Raw genomic sequence first — 18,795 nt, 5'->3', positions numbered from 1 at the left:
TATAGTGTTCGGCTATCAACTACTAGCTATTTACTAGCAGTTTTTGCAGGGCTTGGTCTTCAATCTTAGGTTTATTTAATAAAAGTAAAGAAAGATGAAGGCAGGTAAATTCATTCTCCTGCCTTCATGTTCTGGCATAATTAGCCAGAAAACTAAAAAACCATAGATGAACACTGATGTCTTTTTTTATCTGTGTGCATCTGTGGTTCCATTTTTATCAAGTCACACCGAAAACAATCACTAAGCCCAACACAGCCCCAAAGATAATCAAGGCATAAAATTGAGCGCGACCGTTTTCCAGGTATTTCAGACCTTCGCCACTGACTAGAGTGAAAAAGCCTGTGAGGTTTACAGCACCATCGACAACACGGAAGTCAACTTCCATCACTTGTCTTGCTAGACGACGCAAGCCGAGGACAAAAACACGATGGTAAATGTCATCAAAGTACCATTTGTTCAGGGAAAGCTCATAAAGCGGCTGGATTTTTTGAGCGATCGCCACCGGGTTGATTTTACCCCAGACATACATTAAGGAAGCTATGGTAATCCCAATCAAGGAAATGCCAACTGAAGCGCCCGCCATAATGTAGAATTCATTCGGGTCGAATTCGGCTGCTTTTTCCACGACTTCCGCTAAGGTTTCGTTGGGTGAGAAGATAAACTCCTCAAAGTAGTTGGCAAAAGGTGTCCCTACCAAACCAATCAGCATCGAAGGAATTGCCAAAAGCGCTAACGGCAGGGTCATTGTCCAAGGGGACTCGTGAGGATATTCGCTGTGACCGTGACCGTGACTGTGGTCATCATGGTGTTCCTCTGTTGCCTCGAGTTCTCCTTTGGTCATGGCACCAGGACCAAAAGCAGGGGCGGTATCAAAACCTGCGACAATTGCCATCCCTGCTGGAGACTTGAGTTTTTGCCACAATTGGCTTTGATTGCCCCGGAATTTTCCTTCAAAGGTGACGAAATACATCCGGAACATGTAGAAAGCGGTAATTCCAGCAGTTAACCAGCCAACTCCCCAGAGAAATGGGTTAGCATTAAATGCCGCACCAAGGATTTCATCTTTTGACCAGAAACCAGCAAAGGGCGGGATACCAGAAATTGCCACACAACCAATAAAGAAAGTGATTGCCGTCACTGGCATATACTTCCGCAGTCCACCCATCAACCGCATATCCTGCGCCAAGGCGGCGTCGTGACCGACAACTCCTTCCATGCCGTGAATTACAGAACCAGAACCGAGGAACAGCATCGCCTTAAAGTAGGCGTGGGTCATCAGGTGGAAAAGTCCTGCGCTGTATGCGCCTACTCCCATAGCCATCACCATGTAACCGAGTTGGGAAATGGTGGAGTAAGCTAAGCCCTTTTTGATGTCGTTTTGCGTAATCGCAATTGTCGCACCCAAAAATGCTGTAAATGCCCCAGTAAAGGCAATCACGTTCATTGCTGCGGGCACGTGTTCAAAAACTGGGTACATCCGGGCAATCAGGAAAACTCCCGCTGCCACCATCGTTGCCGCGTGGATCAGGGCAGAGATGGGGGTGGGACCTTCCATTGCATCTGGTAGCCAGACGTGCAGGGGGAATTGCGCGGATTTGGCAACTGGACCTAGGAATACTAGAATCGCAAACAGTACGGCAAGGACATTGCTTATAGAACCTGTTTGCACGAGTTGTGTCAGGCGATCGCCCATCACATCAAAATCAAAGCTTCCCGTTGCCCAGAATAGCCCCAGAATCCCCAACAGCAATCCAAAGTCGCCCACACGGTTGGTCACAAATGCCTTTTGAGCTGCATCTGCTGCTGCCTTGCGATCGTACCAAAAGCCGACCAGCAAGTATGAACACATCCCGACCAGCTCCCAAAAGATATAAACCTGTACTAGGTTGGGGCTAACCACCAAACCCAACATTGAGGAGCCGAACAAGCTGAGATAAGCGTAAAACCGGACATAGCCTGGGTCATGTGCCATGTACCCGTCCGTATAAACCATGACTAACAAGGCTACACTTGTTACAATCACCAACATTAGGGCTGTCAGGTGGTCAATAGTGTAGCCCATGCTCAGGTGAAAATTGCCTGCTGCTGCCCATTCCAAGGTACGGATGTAAGGAGGGTGTCCTTGAATTTGACTCCATAGCAGTGCCGCCGACAGCCCAAGCGCGGCTCCCATCAGGGAGATAATCAATGCCGCGTTTAGCTTCCTGGCGCTGTTCGTCACCTGATTCAACGAGATTAACCCTAGACCGACCAGCATTGCCCCAACAAGAGGTAATACCGGAATCAGCCAGGCATACTGATAGATTACTTCCATCACTGACGCCTACTTTTAGAATTATTGACTAATTTGTCGGAACTGTTAATAATTGTGACACACACTCTTTAGGATAAAATACCCCACCCGACGGTAGTTGGGTGGGGTTGTTAACTTTGGTTTTAGATTTGGTCATTAGTTCTTTGTCCTTTGTCAAGAGTTAATGACTAATGACTCTTGACTAATGACTCTTGACTAATGACTCTTCATGCAGAACGGCAGCCTAAATCCGCTGTTTTTGGGCTATGGTAAGTTATGGGGCGGTCGGTGTAGCAGACTTTAATTTCTTCCAAAGCTAAGAGTAAATCTTCTCTTCCACGAAAACCTTCCAAACGCACCCGTACTATGCCATCTTCAATCAACAGTAAAGTTGGCAGTGACTTAAGTTTGTATTTTGTCGCTAGTTTAAAATTGTCATCGGCGTTGACTCCCACTAATTTAATTTGGTCGCCGCATTGAGCTTTAAATTGCAACAACAAGGGGTGAATAATTCGACACAACCCACACCAAGGTGCTCCAAAATTTACTAAAACAGGAATTGGAGATTCTAAAACTTCTTGACAAAAAGTCCGCTCACTAACCGACAACACCATGACGCCTCTGAAATTATATGGTTTTGATATCAAAACTAACTGTCAGCACCGAGGGAGTGCGTTGTCAGAAATGTTTGCAAACATTTCAGTGTTGATTGCTACGCTGACAAAGAACCCAGCACGACATTCAAGACGGTAACTCTCTCAAACTTTTAGCTCTTCATAGCCGTTACTAGAGAGATATTTTTCACCAATTTGGTATCGACCTTTGCATAGAGCTTACCCACAGATGCCCATGACATCTACAGCTATGCTTCTCCTGCTTCTGTCAAGGAAGAAGGCTGTTTTTTGTAAGGCAGTGCGTTGCTCTGGTTCCCAGAGTTATAGCAACTGCCGTCCCACAGGCTTAACTATCGAGCTAGACACTCTTACACTATTGAGTACTTTTTCAAGTATTGGTCGCAGTTGGTTAGCTTGCTTTTCGCCAATTTTAATCAACTATAGTTGATTATAGAAAAGGGAATGGCGAATGATCAAGTCTCTCCCTAGTTTGGCGGTTGACTAGCAACTACCAAATGTCAAATCTCAAAACGACTAAGCGCACCCCCACTGACAGCTACTTCCATTCATCCTACATTGATTTGGTAGCAGTTGATAAGATGAAACGAAGATTTCATCCTATCAATCCCTGTTCATCCGCCGTGATTATGTTAAAATCATTATTCTATCTTACTTGTGATTTCCAGCAATAGGGGGTGTGACCACCAAAGTAGTAGCACAAAAACGGCAACCCCCAAATAAGCAGGACGTAAAAATTCCTGCCATACGATAGATTGACGACCGTCAAGAACAGCTGCAAAAGGCATGATAGAAGTGCGCTGTTTGACTTGAACAAAGGCTTCCCCATAGCGATCGCTCAAACGGCGATCGCCATGCCAAACGCCAAATAAATGGTGTAACACTAACCCGATTGAAGTGACAAGGGTAAAACTGGTACCCAGCCAAAGGGTATGAGCAACACACCAAATAATCTGTCCCACCATTTGTGGATGGCGGGTGATGCGAATGATTCCTGTTTCGTAGAGATGGACTTCGGGCTTTTGGATAGCAGCAATTTCTAGTAGATTGAAAGTAGCAGGATACAAAAACAAAAACGAAATAGCCGACAGCACCCAGACTAATTGCTGCACTCCCGGTACATTTTGCACATACCAAAGTTGCAAACCATCGTAGCGGTGGTTAAAAAAGTAAATAATTAAGTAAACAGCCACCGGCAGGCTGGTTAGTGCAAAGAAAATGCGGTAAAGCCTAGATCCAATATGTTTTTCTGCCCAAGGGCGCAGGGCAGCACCTCCACTATGGACAATTGCAAAACCAAATAGTAGTCCCAGCATGACAAAATGACTAAGGGTTAACCAAGCCGGCTGCATCATATACGCAAATGAAGTAATTTAAAGGAAACTTAATTTAGTACAACGAATACCACAAACTATGTAAAAAAATCTCTGGCAGGATATCCTGTCCCCAACCAGTGTGTGCGTTAAACGAACACCAGTTAATTATCTTCATCAGCACCATAGAATAATATCACCTGATGAAAAAGCTACCGTATGATGTGAAGCAAGTTCTCAGTGCTAAAGAGAAGTTGATTGCGACTTCAAAAAAGGAAAATTGGTTACAGGAAGTCCAGCGTGCTAACCAAATTTGTCTCAATGACACCTTGCCGGTGGCATTTGAGAACAGTAAACTGTTCTGGGATATTAGGTTACAAAAGTCCCTAGAACTTATCAAATCTGAAAAGGAGGTATCACACAACGCAAGCCGTAATCGTCACGCCAAAAAAACACCGCACCCAAAACGGACTCCCTCTGTTCAACTCAGATTAATGGCGCTTTCTCCAAGAGGTAAACAATTTACTGCTGATATCAATGACCATATTACGAAACAAAGTGTAACTTTCAACAACCTGAACAAACTGGAATTGACTTTATATTTGCGTATTTTCCCTTATTATATCAGTCAAGAAATATATAATAACAGGGTACAGAGGACAGGGAACAGGGGACAGCGCTGTCATCTGTTCCCTGTTCTCTATCACCTGAAGCGGCGAAAAGCAAATGTCTCTCAGTCCAAATGGTCGTATGCTGAATTAGATGGCTTCATCTACTCTGTTGTCATGAATAATTCTTCAGCCATAAGAGTGGATGCTGACGCATTAGGCGAAGAGAAAAACAGCAAAGCTGAGGTGTTGCTCGTCAAGCCCCCTCGTTTACACGTGGTAAAACGCTCGTGCTGTTTTTCTAAGCCGGAACCTCGTGACTATTGCACTCACTTGCATCCGTGTTGCGGACATACAAATAAACACAAGTGTCCAAACCAAGGATTGACGATTGGCTGTAGTAGAAGTCGTGGGTTTGAGTTATGTGCAGATTTGGTTGGAGGGCGAAATGTCGCAATGAGAACGTTGTTACTCCGGCAAGACGGTCGTAATACGGGGCTTCTTGTAACAGCCTACCCCCCTAAAGTCTCCCTGTTTCAGGGAAACAACACCATTGTCTCTCCTTTTAGGGCAGACAAGAGCGGGGTGCGTCGGATTTTGAAACCAGAACTAAAAAGTTTGAAAGCTTTTTAAAACCAGGGTGGAGTTTAAACACAATTCCCCTCAAAATCGACTGATTATGGCTGGAAAGTAGAAAAGAAGACTTTAGTCAAGATGATATGCTACTGTCTTTTTCGAGTAAAGCCTCGAAGTTTAACAAGTAATAAATCACGCTCTGCCATTCGTCTTATTACGCTGGTTTGTTGAAGATTGCCGCTCCTCTCAAAGTTTGTGGGTTTAGCCTTATGTCTGACCTTCCTTTCACTTTAGATCAGTTACGTATTCTCAAAGCGATCGCCGCAGAAGGGAGCTTCAAGCGCGCCGCTGATAGCCTGTACGTCTCTCAACCTGCCGTTAGTTTGCAAGTGCAAAACCTAGAACGGCAACTAGATGTCCCGTTATTTGACCGAGGAGGACGTCGCGCCCAATTAACCGAAGCCGGACATCTACTTCTGAGCTACGGTGAAAAAATCCTCAGTCTGTGTCAGGAAACCTGTCGCGCTATTGAGGATTTACAAAATCTCCAAGGCGGGACTTTGATTGTTGGCGCTTCTCAAACTACCGGCACTTATCTTTTACCCCGGATGATTGGGATGTTCCGACAAAAATATCCAGATGTGGCAGTGCAATTGCACGTCCACTCTACCCGCAGAACCGCTTGGAGTGTAGCTAACGGACAGGTGGATTTGGCAATCATCGGCGGCGAAATTCCCGGTGAACTGGTGGAATCTTTGGAAATTGTTCCATACGCCGAGGATGAGCTGGCGTTGATTATACCTGTAGCCCATCCCTTTGCCAAACTTGAAACGATTCACAGAGAAGACCTATATAAATTACAATTCATAGCTCTCGATTCTCAATCTACTATCCGCAAGGTCATTGACCAAGTGCTATCACGCTGTGACATTGATACGCGGCGTTTTAAAATCGAAATGGAACTAAATTCCATAGAAGCCATTAAAAATGCCGTGCAATCCGGTTTGGGAGCTGCCTTTGTCTCAACCTCGGCAATTGCTAAAGAGTTACAAATGGGGGTGCTGCACTGCTCTCCCATTGAAGGTGTCATTGTCAAGCGGATGCTGAGGCTGATTTTTAATCCTAATCGCTACAGATCCAAAGCAGCGGAAGCATTTAGTCGGGAAATTCTACCCCAGTTTGCAACACCTGGATGGAGTATAGAAATGTTAAAAATGTCACACAAAGCCATAGCGGTCAGTGCATTCGATGTAGGAGCGCATCATTCTGACGATGATTAAGATGTAGTCATTAGTCATTAGTGAGTCCAGTGCTAAAGGAGGGTTTCCCTCCGTAGGCAACTGGCGTTCGCGTAGCGTGTCCGAAGGACTCACCCGTAAGGGTCATTAGTCATTAGTCAAGGGCTATTGACTATTGACAATTGACTATAGACTATGGACTATGGACTCTTGATACATCATGGAAGTTTATTGCACTCGTCCACACTGCCCTCGCCCGCAAAACAATTTTCCAGATTTAGATGATAATGCGACCCTGAGAACGGTGCAGCAGAAATACTGCACGAACTGTGGTATGCCGCTGATTTTGGTGGGACGCTATCTACCAATCAGGCTACTAGGACGGGGCGGATTTGGAGCAGCGTTTTTGGCACGCGATCGCTATACCCCAGGAATGCGCCAATGCGTGGTTAAGCAATTTCAACCAGCAGGCAATTTAAGCCCTACTCAACTGCAACTGGCACAAGATTTATTTGAGCGAGAAGCAGTTGTTCTAGAGGAGATAGGGCACCTACACGAGCAAATCCCCGACTTGTTTGCTTACTTTCCGGTGATCGTTCCTAGCTTCCAAGCGGTACAGCAAGACCAGTTTTTTTATTTAGTACAGGAATATATTGACGGACAAGATCTAGAGCAAGAGTTAGCCCAAAAGGGCAAGTATTCAGAACAAGAAGTTTTGGAAATCTTGCGAGAAATTCTCAAGCTCCTCAAGTTTGTTCACGAAAAAGGCATTATCCACAGAGACATCAAACCTTCTAACATCATGCGCCATCGTAACGGCAAACTTTACTTGCTAGATTTTGGCGCAGTCAAACAAGTTACAAACGCTCCCATTGGTGCATCTGGTGCTTCCACTGGTATATATTCTATGGGATTTGCTCCGCCCGAACAAATGTCCGGAGGTCAAGTCTTCCCATCTACAGACTTGTACGCTTTGGCTGTCACAACCCTGATGTTACTAACGGGTGAAACACAGATAACTCAACTGTTCGATGCCTATAGTAATCAGTGGAAGTGGCAAAGTCATGTGACTGTCAGCACGCACCTTGCTGATATTCTAAACAAAATGCTCCTAAGCGCAGCCAATCAACGTTATCAGTCAGCGCAGGAAGTTTTAGAGGCAATCGACGCACCTCAAAAACCTGTACCTTCTACAAAAATTAATCGCCGTCAGCCTGCTGTAACTCCACAGCCACAGCCACAGCCACAGCAAATACAGACTCAACCGCAACAAAAGCCATCTCCTTCTCTTAGTCCGCCTGCTCAGCAATTTTCTCTTGTAAAAGTATTAGCGAGAGCAGCGTTTAGTGGGTTTGAAGGAGCATTGATTGCGATTGGTCTTTTGAGTTTGCTGAAATCGCCAATCATTACCCTGGCTGCTTCTTCTGTGATTTTATTAGGGTTGATTCTTGCCCAATGGAAGCACTGGATTGGAGGATCTGATTTGTTCATTTTTCCTGCAATCACATTGCCGATTGTCCTATTCTTTTTACGTGGCAGTCTTACCATCCAAGAAGTCGTTATTTTGTCTATTGCAGCTGCTTTAGTGGCGATCGCAGTCACAGCACTCTTTCGTCTGATTTACAAATTGTTATCCTTGATACTTTAAAGAGAGTTTATAATTTCAATATCTACATCGTATTTTCCAAAACAACTAAGCTGCTTTTTTGATTATCTCTTTAACAGTATTTAGTTATTAGTTGAATATTTTTTTATTTTTCAATAAATCAATAAGGAGTACATCGTCCTCAGATTTTCTTTGATGGTCTTGTGTCCTTGCTGTAAGCTATTTTTGGGATGAATTCATAACTATTTTATGTTACTTCATAACTGATTTCTTCAAATATATTGAGATATTTACCAACCAGTTAGTTGTTGAATATCAAGTTTGGAACAAAAGAGAAAGTTATCAAAGTTAATTATCTAGCGCTTTATCATAAATTTTGCATATCTGATAGTTGAAAATTCATATTTTTTTGTAAATATAGATATTTATTTAAAGTAAAAAAATATATGACTTAATTTCTGATTTTTCAGAATTAATAATGAGAAAATGTTAAGTATAAATAACTTTATTTTGAGCTAAAAAATTATTTTTATTAAAAATACGAAGTACGAATGATTATGCTTTCGTAGCAGTTTTAGAAAAAACAGTTCAAAATAAAAATGTAAAATTTCTAACTAAAGAAAAATTAAGGCACGAGATTTGTTTTAAGTAAAAGAATTCAAAAAAATGCTATGATGTCGCAAAAAAAAGAAACTGCGGTTTTGGTTCTAACTTTAATAATTACCCTGGGATTAGTAGCTGGTGTCTATTGGTGGCTGAATCGTTCTGGTATTAATTTTGGTCCAGTGAGCAACAATCAATCACAACAAATTGGAGCGAATATTGAAAACTTTGCCCAAGTACCAAATATCCCCTCTGGCTTATTTAGCTATGGTGGTAGCACCACTTGGGCACCAATCCGTAAAGAAGTTGATTCAGCTATTCAAACTGTCTTTCCTCAATTTCAACTACGCTACACTAACCCCACTTCAGGCGCACCTGGTTCCGGTAGTGGCATCAAAATGCTGTTAAATAACCAATTAGCTTTTTCTCAGTCGTCGCGCTCAATTAAAAATGAGGAATACCAACAAGCGCAACAACGGAGCTTTACACTCAAAGAAATACCTGTAGCAATTGATGGTATTGCGATCGCAGTTAACCCCAGTCTCAACATCCCTGGTTTAACAGTTGCTCAAGTCAAAGAAATATACACAGGTAAAATTACTAACTGGCAGCAAGTAGGCGGTCCCAATCTACCGATAATACCTTACTCTCGCCGTATAGAAGAAGGTGGCACCGTCGAATTTTTCGACGAGAACATCTTAGGTGGTGAAAAGTTTGGGGAAAATGTGCAGTATATTCCTACGACAACCGAAGCCTTGAGAGAAGTAGCGAAAAATACTGGTGGTATGTACTACGCCTCTGCTCCTGAAGTTGTCGGACAATGTAGTGTTAAATCCCTGCCACTGGGAAAAACAGCCGATAAACTGGTTCCACCGTATCAGGAACCATTTGTTCCTCTTTCTGAGTGTTCGCAAAAGCGTAACCAACTAAACGCAGCTGCTTTCCAAAGTGATCAGTACCCCATCACTCGACGGTTATTTGTGATTGTGAAACAAAATGGTCAAACAGATCAGCAAGCAGGAGAAGCTTACGCTAAGTTACTGCTGACAAATCAAGGTCAGGAATTAATTTCTAAAGCTGGATTTGTTAGAATTCGCTGATTGAGAAGAACTCAGCTTCGGCTGAACGCAAAACACAGCTTAAGACAAGGATGTTCAAAGGGAGATTCCGCATGGAAGAATTCTTTTTCTTCTCTCGCCTTTAAATTCAAAGAGCCACTGCAGTCGACGGGTTCTGTGGCATAAAGCAAGTGGCGCGGGCTTAGTATTATTCCTCGGCACCCAGTCAGACAGAATTCACCTGGGAATTTTGACGTAGGTTGCTGAGTTGTTTGTTGCTCAAACAATTTGTGCAAGACGTCTTGGGTGGTCAAGCTTTGCTTGCCTAACGTGGAAGCAAGTTCCACGACCACCCAAGCGTCGCAAAAAAGCGGCTGGTCGTCCTAGTAGCATCTACTACACTTTTGCCCCAGAGATTATTCCTCAATGTTCAATCCAGCCCTTGCCGTTGGGGCACAAACAAGGGCAATTTGTTGCTCCCTACCAAAAAACTCTTGTCCTCCCTTATGAATTTCCTGGTAAACGAAACAAATTGAACATTAAGGCTTTCCAACCCGGAAAGTACCCAATTATGTGCAATCTGTTTGTGGTGGTCAAACAGATTGGTCAAATCAAGCAGCAAGCAAGTGTCGCTTTCGTCAACTTACTGCTAACTCAGCAGGGATACGAACTCATTACCCAAGCAGGGTTTGTCAAAATTCGCTCTCCACTGCATCTGGTCTTGTTTTAGCTGACTCTGTTAATGGACTCTGCTGGCAAGCAAATGAGATTGTCGCCTTGAGTGAGGATTAATCCGCGTTGACGCAGTTTGCCCATCAAGCGGGTGACGGTGACACGGGTCGAACCGATCGCACTGCCAATTTGGGCATGGGTGAGGGGGAAGGGCAGGCAATAACCGCGAATCACATCTGGATCGGTATCGCTCATTGCTGGCTCTCCATATTCCTCAATCAATAAGGTGAGGAATCCTAAGAGTCGGTCAATTGTGCGCCGTTGTCCTAAGGCACTCAGCCACAGCAGCTTGCGCTGGTGCTGATACCTAAAGGCATCCATAACTTCGCGGCGGAAGTGAGGCCAGTTGTCCAAATCGTGCCAGTACATCCACAACACCGCAGTTTGATCAACGTGGGCGTAGGCTTGGAGTGTGAACGGTGACTGAGCAACAATTTCAAACGGTTGTCCCGCACCAACAAACCCTAAGAAAGCTTCTTCTGGCGTTCTGTTGATACGTCGAGATGTTAGCTGACTGGCAGTTGCACTAACTTGGGCCGTTCCCACCATGCGGATCGCGCCCCTTTGCACCAAATACAGCAATCCAGGTCGGGCTGGAATGCGCTCATCTTTGCTAAAGGTGCGGCAGCGGTAGTGTTCCTGAGCCCAATCAAGAATTCGTTGCCAAGTCAAAAAAGGACGTGATGCCTCAGAAAAGGAGGATGGAGATTGCATAGGTAACTAAGAGCGTTCGGCTGAAGACAAAGACGTCATAAAAAGGTGCAAGGAGTGCCTTTTTGTTGGCACTTCAGGCATAAAACCTAGCCGTGCCAGTCATCCAAAAGGTAGAAAGCTATGTTCTACTCTTTTGTTATACTTCTTACTGTACAATGATGGTAGTAAAATTTACCCCTTATTAATTAAATTTTGCACAATTCTAATTTTTCTTTTTCTAAAATAAACTTATCTCCTAAGACAGATGACATAAACATCACACCTTCAGCCTACAGTGAGTTTACCTGAGAATTGCCTGCATCAAAATTTACTGGTTAGTAAAGACACAGCAATTAAGCAGTTCATATACAGCATTTTAGAGACATCAGTAAGTATTTATACGAAAGGTCAATCTAGGTCAATCACAACTGAGAAAAAGATTCCTCTATCCCAGGGTAGAGATGAAAGTAAAATTATTTATATTTCAGGCATAGCTTTGCAGCTGTCAAAATCTGAGAAATTTCCCGCTATAGAGATTGCCAATGGCATTGTTTCTCATATTTCAGGAAACTATGACTCATATTTCAAAATTCAAGTCGTTTCCCCTGGCTGGATTCATTTGGAAGTGACTCACCCGCTCTTGGCTGCTTGGCTGCAAAGCATCGCCGTTGGCACAGGGGGAGTAATCAATTCAAAATTCAAAATCGCCAAGCGTCCTGAGCGAAGCGAAGGATCTAATTCAAAATTAAGGCTCTCTCCCTCATCCCCCTCATCTTCCTCATCTTCCTCATCTCCCTCATGCTCCTCATCTGTCTTATTCACTGCTCAATACACTCATGCACGCTGCTGCTCACTACTGCGGTTGGCGATTCAAGAGGGATTGGTTCAACAGGGGGAAGCAAATCAAGATGATAGTGAAAGTTCCAAGCAAAGGCTTTTGTCAAGCATTCTTACCCCCAATCCTATTCCTTGGCTGAACTGTGATGAAAAACTCCGCTTCAATCACCCTGCTTCCTATCGCCTCATTAACGAGTTAGTACGAGTGGTAGACTCTTTGGGGTGTCCTGATTTGGGTACATCACTCAACTGGGAAAAAGCTGCGACGGCTTTAAATCGAGCTTTTGAAACTTTCTGGTGTAAATGCCGGATTTTTAGCGAGGTGAAAACTGCCTCACCAGAACTAGCTCAAGCCAGAATAGGATTAGTCTTGGCTACACAGTCAGTGTTGAAATTTCTGTTGGAAGAAAAATTAGGTATTATTGCGCCTTATGAAGTATAAAGAATAAAATCTACAAAAAATAAACTTTTTTTAACAACTATTGACTCGTCTAATCCACCAATGTATATTATCTGGTGTGTGAGGAGCGAACCAGCAAGAGCACCGAGACGAAACACGGCCAGTCGTCGGTGCTCTTTCTGATTTTGTTAGAGACGCGCCAGGTTGCGTCTGTAGATTTGTTAGTTCTCAAAAAGAACTACCAACCATTCAGGAAAGTAAAAATTTTTCAATAGCTGCTGCGGCTCCATCTTGCTCAACGTCAGGAGCTACCCACTGGGCGATCGCTTGCACTGCAGCTGGTGCATTACCCATAGCGACACCAATGGCAGCATACTCTAACATTTCCACATCATTGAAGTTATCGCCAATGGTCATAACGTTGGCTCTTTGCAGTCCCAGTAATTCTTCAGCTAAGTAACGAACTCCAGCACCTTTGTTGACAGTCGGGTTAGTCGCTTCAAAAAACGTGGCAACAGATGTGGTGAGATACAGTTCTGCTGGAGTATATTGGCGGCGCAAATTTCCCAGTAACTGTTGAATAACATTTGTGTCATCGCACAAAGCCAAAACTTTTGTGGGTTCGTCGCTAGTGACTTCGCGTAAGTCTCCCACAGCAATCGGGGTAATACCACTACGTTCTGCGTAAAGTGCAGTTTCCCTGGTTATCTCGCGTACGTAGAGCTGGTCATTAATGTAAAAATGAACAGATAAGAGCGATCGCAGTTCGGGTTGTTCAAAATAATCTAGAAGCTTGTGTGCTAATTCTCGAGAAACCGGCAAATGGCGATGAATTTTTTGGGTGGCAGGGTCTTGAATCCAAGCTCCCTGGTAGGCTAACAATGGTAGACTAGAGCCAATTTCTTGATGAAAGCGCAAAGCTGAACGATACATACGACCGGTGGCGATCGCCACCTGAACACCACGGGAACGCGCCGCAGCAATTGCCTGCTTTACGGCTGTGCTAATGCTGTTAGATTTTCCGGCGATCGTCCCATCGATATCTACAACCAGCAGTTGAATATCAACAGTAGATAGACTCCCAATACCAGGTGATGCCAATTCTGTGGTAGACACTTTATGCATAACTCATGAGTGAATATTAAAGTCCCAGTAAGAGATTAACAGCCTATTAATCTGCTGAAAGTGGTAAGGGCGAAGAAGGTTGACGAGTTAATGCTATCAAACGTATGAAAGCATAGTTATATAGATATATAGCTTAGAGTAGTGGAACTGTGGGTATTAGCTCGTAGATCTTAGATAGAAAGAAAAATCTTACCTACGAACTATTACTTACTACCGACTTACAAATTCTTTAAAAATATAAGATAAATAATTTTTATATTTATATTTTTTATAGAAATATAAAATGTGGGGTGTGATTTAGATCATTGATGGTGCAACGATTGTGCCATTCACTTAATGACAATGGGAAAATAGGTTTTTTCGGAAAACAACATTATAAAAAGCTCAAATTTCATAATTTTGAAATAGAGAATCGGAAAATATAAAAATTCAACAAATTCTGCTTTTAGATATAGTTACTTAATACAATACCAAGATATAACTTAGTTAATCAGCCAAATCACAGTATTGAAAGCAGGTGATTGAGCTTAGGAAGCAGAGTATTTTACAATTTAAGACTAAAAAATAAAGGGTTTTTATGATCAAGAAAAAATTAACAGGATTCTTTGCTGCTGCGGCTGCTATCACAAGTGTATTTTCCGCTGTTGCTCCTGCAAGCGCCGCCACATTTACCTGGGATAATTTACAAACCTATGGCGTCAAAGACAAATCAACTGATGATTCAGGGTTCCAATCTCGGATTCCCCAGTTCCAGCAATATGTACAACAAGAAGGAATTTCAATTCCCGAAGACAAATTAAATAAACTAGACCCCTCAAAGCTGAGCCTGAAAAGGGACAATAATATTCGCGTTTGGTTCCTAAATGAGGGTGCGTTCTACAAAGATCAGTTGGCTTATGAAGCCATCAAAGGCTCTGAATACCAAAAAGGATTGGTTTTCGATAACATTTCCTGTAATACCTCTAATAGCGCCAATTCAGCATGTCAGCTTGGGGAAAATTCTGGTGCTTTGGATATTGGGGATTACGTTGATTTAGGCAAGATATCAGGTGGCACACAGCTCAACTTCTTCCTAAAAGCAGATGGATTTAATAATCCGAATGGCAGTGTGTATGGCGCAGATCCAACTCAAAATCCAGACAACTTGGATCACATAGTAGCTTATGAAGTAGATGATTACCTCTTGTTGGGTTTTGAAGATTTATATGGACCACAAGGTTCGACAGCAGACGGAAATGGCAATATAGCATCTGATCGCGACTTCAACGACGTAGTTTTCCTAGTTGATTTTGGTAGGGACAATATCGCTACAGTTCCAGAACCAGCAAGTGCGATCGCTCTTTTGGGTGTAGGAGCAGTTGGTATGCTGAAGCTGCGTCGCCGTCGCCAAAACCAAGGTAAAGAAACAGCTTAATTCTTTCTACAGGTCAGATTCGTAGTGGAAGTCCCTGGCTAAAATAGGTTTATGTCCCAAACAATACCTGTAAACCAGTTGGCTTCCGATTCCTTGACGACAACACGCCCCACATTCATCCTAGTAGATGGTCACTCCCTGGCATTTCGTTCGTACTTCGCTTTTGCAAAAGGAAGAGACGGCGGACTACGAACAAAAACAGGGATTCCTACAAGTGTATGTTTTGGTTTTCTCAAATCCCTGTTGGAGGTTATGGGAAGCCAACAGCCACAAGCAATGGCGATCGCCTTTGATTTGGGCTTGCCAACTTTCCGCCACGAAGCAGACGATACATATAAAGCAGATCGTCCAGGGACACCGGAAGACTTTGTTCCAGATTTGAAAAATCTGCAAGAGTTACTTGATGCTTTGAATCTGAAAATTGTCACTGCTCCTGGTTACGAAGCAGACGATGTGTTGGGAACTTTAGCACAAACTGCGACGGCGGCTGGATATCAAGTGAAAATTCTCACAGGCGATCGCGATTTATTTCAACTTGTTGACCCCGCAAAAGAAATCAGCGTTCTCTATTTTAGTCCGGAAGCGCTGAAGGGTTCAAGAGCAAGCATTACCGAATTTGGACCAGAACAAGTTAAAGAAAAGCTTGGTGTAGCACCATCCCAAGTTGTTGATTATAAAGCTCTTTGCGGCGATAAGTCTGATAATATTCCTGGTGTCAAGGGAATTGGTGACAAAACAGCCGTGCAGTTGCTCAATACTTACGGTTCCCTTGAGAAAATTTATGCGGAGTTGGGTGAAATCAAAGGCGCAACTCAGAAAAAATTAGAAGCTGGAAAAGAAGATGCACAAAAATCTCGTTACTTAGCGGCGATCGTCGTTGATGTTCCCCTAGAAGTTGATTTAAAAAATTGCATTCTCCAAGGCTTTGACACAAACAACCTCACACCCATTTTAGAAAAGCTAGAATTCAAATCTTTTTTAGGCAAAATTAACGAACTTCAGCAACAGTTCGGTGGCAAAGTTGAAGAAACACCAGAAGCAGAAACATCAGAACCACTTCCCACTCCCCACTTCCCACTCCCCAGTCATGAGGATAATGAGGATAATGATTTGTGGTTTTTCACTGCGGCTGATACAGCAGCTCAACAGCAACCCGCTGCTTCTGCTATTAAACCACGCATCATTAACACGCCAGAGCAACTCAGCGACTTGGTGAACCTGCTGCAAAAATTTACAAACCCACAGACACCCGTTGCTTGGGATACTGAAACCAGCGATTTAGAACCACGGGACGCTTCGTTAGTGGGAATTGGTTGCTGCTGGGGAACAGAACCTGATGAAGTCGCTTACATACCCATTGGTCACAAAATTGGGGAAAATTTAAACAAAGACCTTGCACTAGAAGCACTACGCCCAATTTTAGAAAGTGCTGATTATCCTAAGGCTTTGCAAAATGCCAAATTTGACCGCTTAGTTCTACGGTGTCAAGGAATCAAGCTGGCGGGAGTCGTATTTGATCCGATGCTAGCAAGTTATGTCCTTAATCCAGATAGTAACCATAATCTGAGTGACTTGGCTCTGCGTTACTTGGGTTTGACAGCGAAAAGTTATGCCGAATTAGTTCCAAAAGGGAAAACTATTGGCGATTTGGACATTCCCACCGTAGCAGATTATTGCGGCATGGATGCTTATAGCACATTCCAACTGGTGCCAAAATTGCGGGAGGAACTGGAGAAAATTGATGTACAGATGAGAGGTGGTACGTCTCTACAGAAGCTACTACTGGAAGTGGAACAGCCACTAGAACCAGTTTTAGCTCAAATGGAGTATACAGGCGTCCGCATAAATACAGCTTATCTGCAAGAACTGTCGCAGCAGTTAGAAGTAGATTTAGCCAAGTTTGAACAGCAAGTTTACGGCATTGCTGGGGAGAAATTCAACTTGGGTTCCCCCAAACAATTGAGCCAGATATTGTTTGAAAAATTAAAATTAAGCACTAAGTCTTCCCGTAAAATTCAAACCGGTTATTCTACAGATGCTGCGACATTGGAAAAACTGCAAGAAGTCGATACAACTGGCGTTATTGATGCCATTATCGAGTATCGTACCTTATCGAAATTGAAGTCCACTTATGTAGATTCTTTACCAACATTGGTGCGTCCGGATACTCAAAGGGTGCATACCAATTTTAACCAAACGGTGACATCTACTGGCAGGTTGTCTTCTTCTAATCCGAATTTACAAAATATCCCGATTCGCACTGCTTTTAGCCGCCAAATTCGTAAAGCATTTGTGCCAGAACCAGGCTGGCTGTTAATCGCTGCTGATTATTCACAAGTTGAATTGCGCATTTTGGCTCATTTGAGTCAAGAGCCTGTTTTAGTGGAAGCTTATCAACAAAATGAGGATATTCATACCGTAACGGCGCGGTTAATTTTTGAAAAAGAAAATGTAACATCAGACGAGCGACGGTTAGCAAAAACCATCAACTTTGGTGTAATATATGGAATGGGTTCTGTTAGGTTTTCACGCTCAACTGGTGTAGATAAAGCCGACGCCAACGAGTTTATCAAGCGCTTTAACAACCGTTATCCCAAAGTATTTGAATATTTGGAGAAAGTGAAAAAGCAGGCGATCGCCCAAGGTTATGTACAAACAATTTTAGGGCGTCGTCGTTATTTCGAGTTTACCAGTAACAGCATACGCAAGTACAAAGGCAACAAACCAGAAGATATTGACCTGAAAAAACTTGGTAATTTAGGTGCTTACGATGCAGGGTTACTGCGTGCTGCTGCCAATGCACCGATTCAAGGTTCTAGCGCTGATATTATCAAAATTGCGATGGTGAGGCTGCATGAAATTTTGCAGAATTACCAAGCGCGTCTTTTGTTACAAGTACACGACGAATTGGTGTTTGAAGTTCCACCAAAAGAATGGGAAGAATTACAACCGCAAATTAAGTCCGTAATGGAAAGTGCAGTATCGTTGAGTGTACCGTTAGTTGTAGATGTGCGTGCAGGAGAAAATTGGATGGAGACGAAGTAGGAAAGTGACAGGAAATATTTAATATTTCCCCTTTCTACTTGTTCTGACTTAAAATAAAAATTCAATACGTGTTTATCTGATTTCTCTGTCAAATTTCTGTATTCCGAAGTTGAGAGAGGAGGGAAAAAGTAGGATTGGAATCGACTTAAGCTTTCACAAGTTTCTAAGGGAAAAGGTTTTTTCTCGGGAACATCATCCCACCCTATCACAAGGACACCACCTTCACGGAAACACTGATAGCATCCTCAAAATGCTTCTTCCACGTCTTTTCTATCATTAAATCCCCAACCAAAAACTCCATTACTTACATCTTGCACCAAGAAAAATCGTTGTTATTTAGTTACTCAGTATTAACCCAAAAGTCTTTTATTTAGCGAGAAAATCCAATAAAAATAATGTAGCTTTATCGCGCATCTTTTTAGCTTGTACGGTTTTCTACGGAGAGGTGCAAGATATGAGCCTCTAACTAGCGGCGCGGAGTCCGCTAGTGATATATGAAAGAAACACAGAAGAGGAAAATTTGAGAGCTTGGCGTTACAATTAGTAATTACCCTGACAGTTAAAACCGTCTTTACAGTGGTGCAAATTGTGCCCGTATATGAGCCTGGTTCTGGGTGATGTT

At 43.1% G+C, this 18,795-nt stretch carries 13 protein-coding genes and 1 pseudogene; 9 read left to right on the top strand and 5 right to left on the bottom strand.

Annotated elements, in window-relative coordinates:
• Positions 1 to 217: 217 nt before the first annotated feature.
• Positions 218 to 2,257, bottom strand: a complete 2,040-nt coding sequence (locus AACT52_RS19950; RefSeq protein WP_443216661.1) for an NAD(P)H-quinone oxidoreductase subunit 5 — start codon at positions 2,255 to 2,257, stop codon at positions 218 to 220.
• Positions 2,258 to 2,520: 263 nt separating this feature from the next.
• Complete coding sequence (locus tag AACT52_RS19945) at positions 2,521 to 2,907, bottom strand: thioredoxin family protein (protein WP_073633015.1); 387 nt, start codon at positions 2,905 to 2,907, stop codon at positions 2,521 to 2,523.
• A gap of 17 nt (positions 2,908 to 2,924) precedes the next feature.
• Here AACT52_RS19945 and AACT52_RS41455 point away from each other — a divergent pair, with 17 nt between their 5' ends.
• On the top strand, positions 2,925 to 3,002 hold the full coding sequence (locus tag AACT52_RS41455; RefSeq protein ID WP_143172830.1) for a hypothetical protein: 78 nt from the start codon (positions 2,925 to 2,927) through the stop codon (positions 3,000 to 3,002).
• Between the two features lie 564 nt (positions 3,003 to 3,566).
• Here AACT52_RS41455 and AACT52_RS19940 read toward each other — a convergent pair.
• Positions 3,567 to 4,280, bottom strand: a complete 714-nt coding sequence (locus AACT52_RS19940) for an NnrU family protein (protein WP_073633014.1) — start codon at positions 4,278 to 4,280, stop codon at positions 3,567 to 3,569.
• 161 nt (positions 4,281 to 4,441) lie between these two features.
• Here AACT52_RS19940 and AACT52_RS19935 point away from each other — a divergent pair, with 161 nt between their 5' ends.
• The 5 genes and pseudogenes from AACT52_RS19935 to AACT52_RS19915 form a co-directional block, all read left to right on the top strand.
• Positions 4,442 to 5,479 carry a hypothetical protein gene (locus AACT52_RS19935; RefSeq protein WP_073633013.1) on the top strand — a complete coding sequence of 346 codons (1,038 nt, stop codon included), beginning with the start codon at positions 4,442 to 4,444 and terminating at the stop codon, positions 5,477 to 5,479.
• A gap of 212 nt (positions 5,480 to 5,691) precedes the next feature.
• Positions 5,692 to 6,702 carry a LysR family transcriptional regulator gene (locus AACT52_RS19930; protein WP_073633012.1) on the top strand — a complete coding sequence of 337 codons (1,011 nt, stop codon included), beginning with the start codon at positions 5,692 to 5,694 and terminating at the stop codon, positions 6,700 to 6,702.
• Between the two features lie 178 nt (positions 6,703 to 6,880).
• Positions 6,881 to 8,308, top strand: coding sequence for a protein kinase domain-containing protein (locus tag AACT52_RS19925; protein ID WP_073633011.1), 1,428 nt, complete (start codon positions 6,881 to 6,883; stop codon positions 8,306 to 8,308).
• Between the two features lie 632 nt (positions 8,309 to 8,940).
• Complete coding sequence (locus AACT52_RS19920; protein WP_073633010.1) at positions 8,941 to 9,969, top strand: PstS family phosphate ABC transporter substrate-binding protein; 1,029 nt, start codon at positions 8,941 to 8,943, stop codon at positions 9,967 to 9,969.
• A gap of 242 nt (positions 9,970 to 10,211) precedes the next feature.
• A pseudogene (locus AACT52_RS19915) lies at positions 10,212 to 10,657 on the top strand (phosphate ABC transporter substrate-binding protein); the annotation flags it as partial.
• Here AACT52_RS19915 and AACT52_RS19910 read toward each other — a convergent pair.
• The gene (locus AACT52_RS19910) at positions 10,654 to 11,373 is read right to left on the bottom strand and encodes a Crp/Fnr family transcriptional regulator (protein WP_073633008.1); all 720 of its coding nucleotides are present in this window, start codon (positions 11,371 to 11,373) and stop codon (positions 10,654 to 10,656) included. The pseudogene AACT52_RS19915 and the gene AACT52_RS19910 sit on opposite strands and share 4 nt — an antisense overlap.
• Before the next feature lie 274 nt (positions 11,374 to 11,647).
• Between AACT52_RS19910 and AACT52_RS19905 the strand changes: the two genes are divergently transcribed.
• Entirely contained in the window at positions 11,648 to 12,631 is a 984-nt protein-coding gene (locus tag AACT52_RS19905; protein ID WP_233154010.1) for a DALR anticodon-binding domain-containing protein, read from the top strand.
• A 207-nt stretch (positions 12,632 to 12,838) separates the two neighbouring features.
• On the opposite strand, the gene AACT52_RS19900 is transcribed toward AACT52_RS19905, so the two are convergent.
• Complete coding sequence (locus AACT52_RS19900) at positions 12,839 to 13,714, bottom strand: Cof-type HAD-IIB family hydrolase (protein ID WP_073633007.1); 876 nt, start codon at positions 13,712 to 13,714, stop codon at positions 12,839 to 12,841.
• 577 nt (positions 13,715 to 14,291) lie between these two features.
• Between AACT52_RS19900 and AACT52_RS19895 the strand changes: the two genes are divergently transcribed.
• On the top strand, positions 14,292 to 15,128 hold the full coding sequence (locus tag AACT52_RS19895) for a DUF4114 domain-containing protein (protein WP_073633006.1): 837 nt from the start codon (positions 14,292 to 14,294) through the stop codon (positions 15,126 to 15,128).
• A 51-nt stretch (positions 15,129 to 15,179) separates the two neighbouring features.
• Positions 15,180 to 18,173 carry a DNA polymerase I gene (gene polA, locus AACT52_RS19890; protein WP_073633005.1) on the top strand — a complete coding sequence of 998 codons (2,994 nt, stop codon included), beginning with the start codon at positions 15,180 to 15,182 and terminating at the stop codon, positions 18,171 to 18,173.
• Positions 18,174 to 18,795: the final 622 nt, after the last annotated feature.

The organism is Scytonema sp. HK-05, from assembly GCF_963872035.1.
Lineage (GTDB): Bacteria > Cyanobacteriota > Cyanobacteriia > Cyanobacteriales > Nostocaceae > Kalymmatonema.
This window is presented reverse-complemented; position numbering and strand designations above follow the sequence as displayed.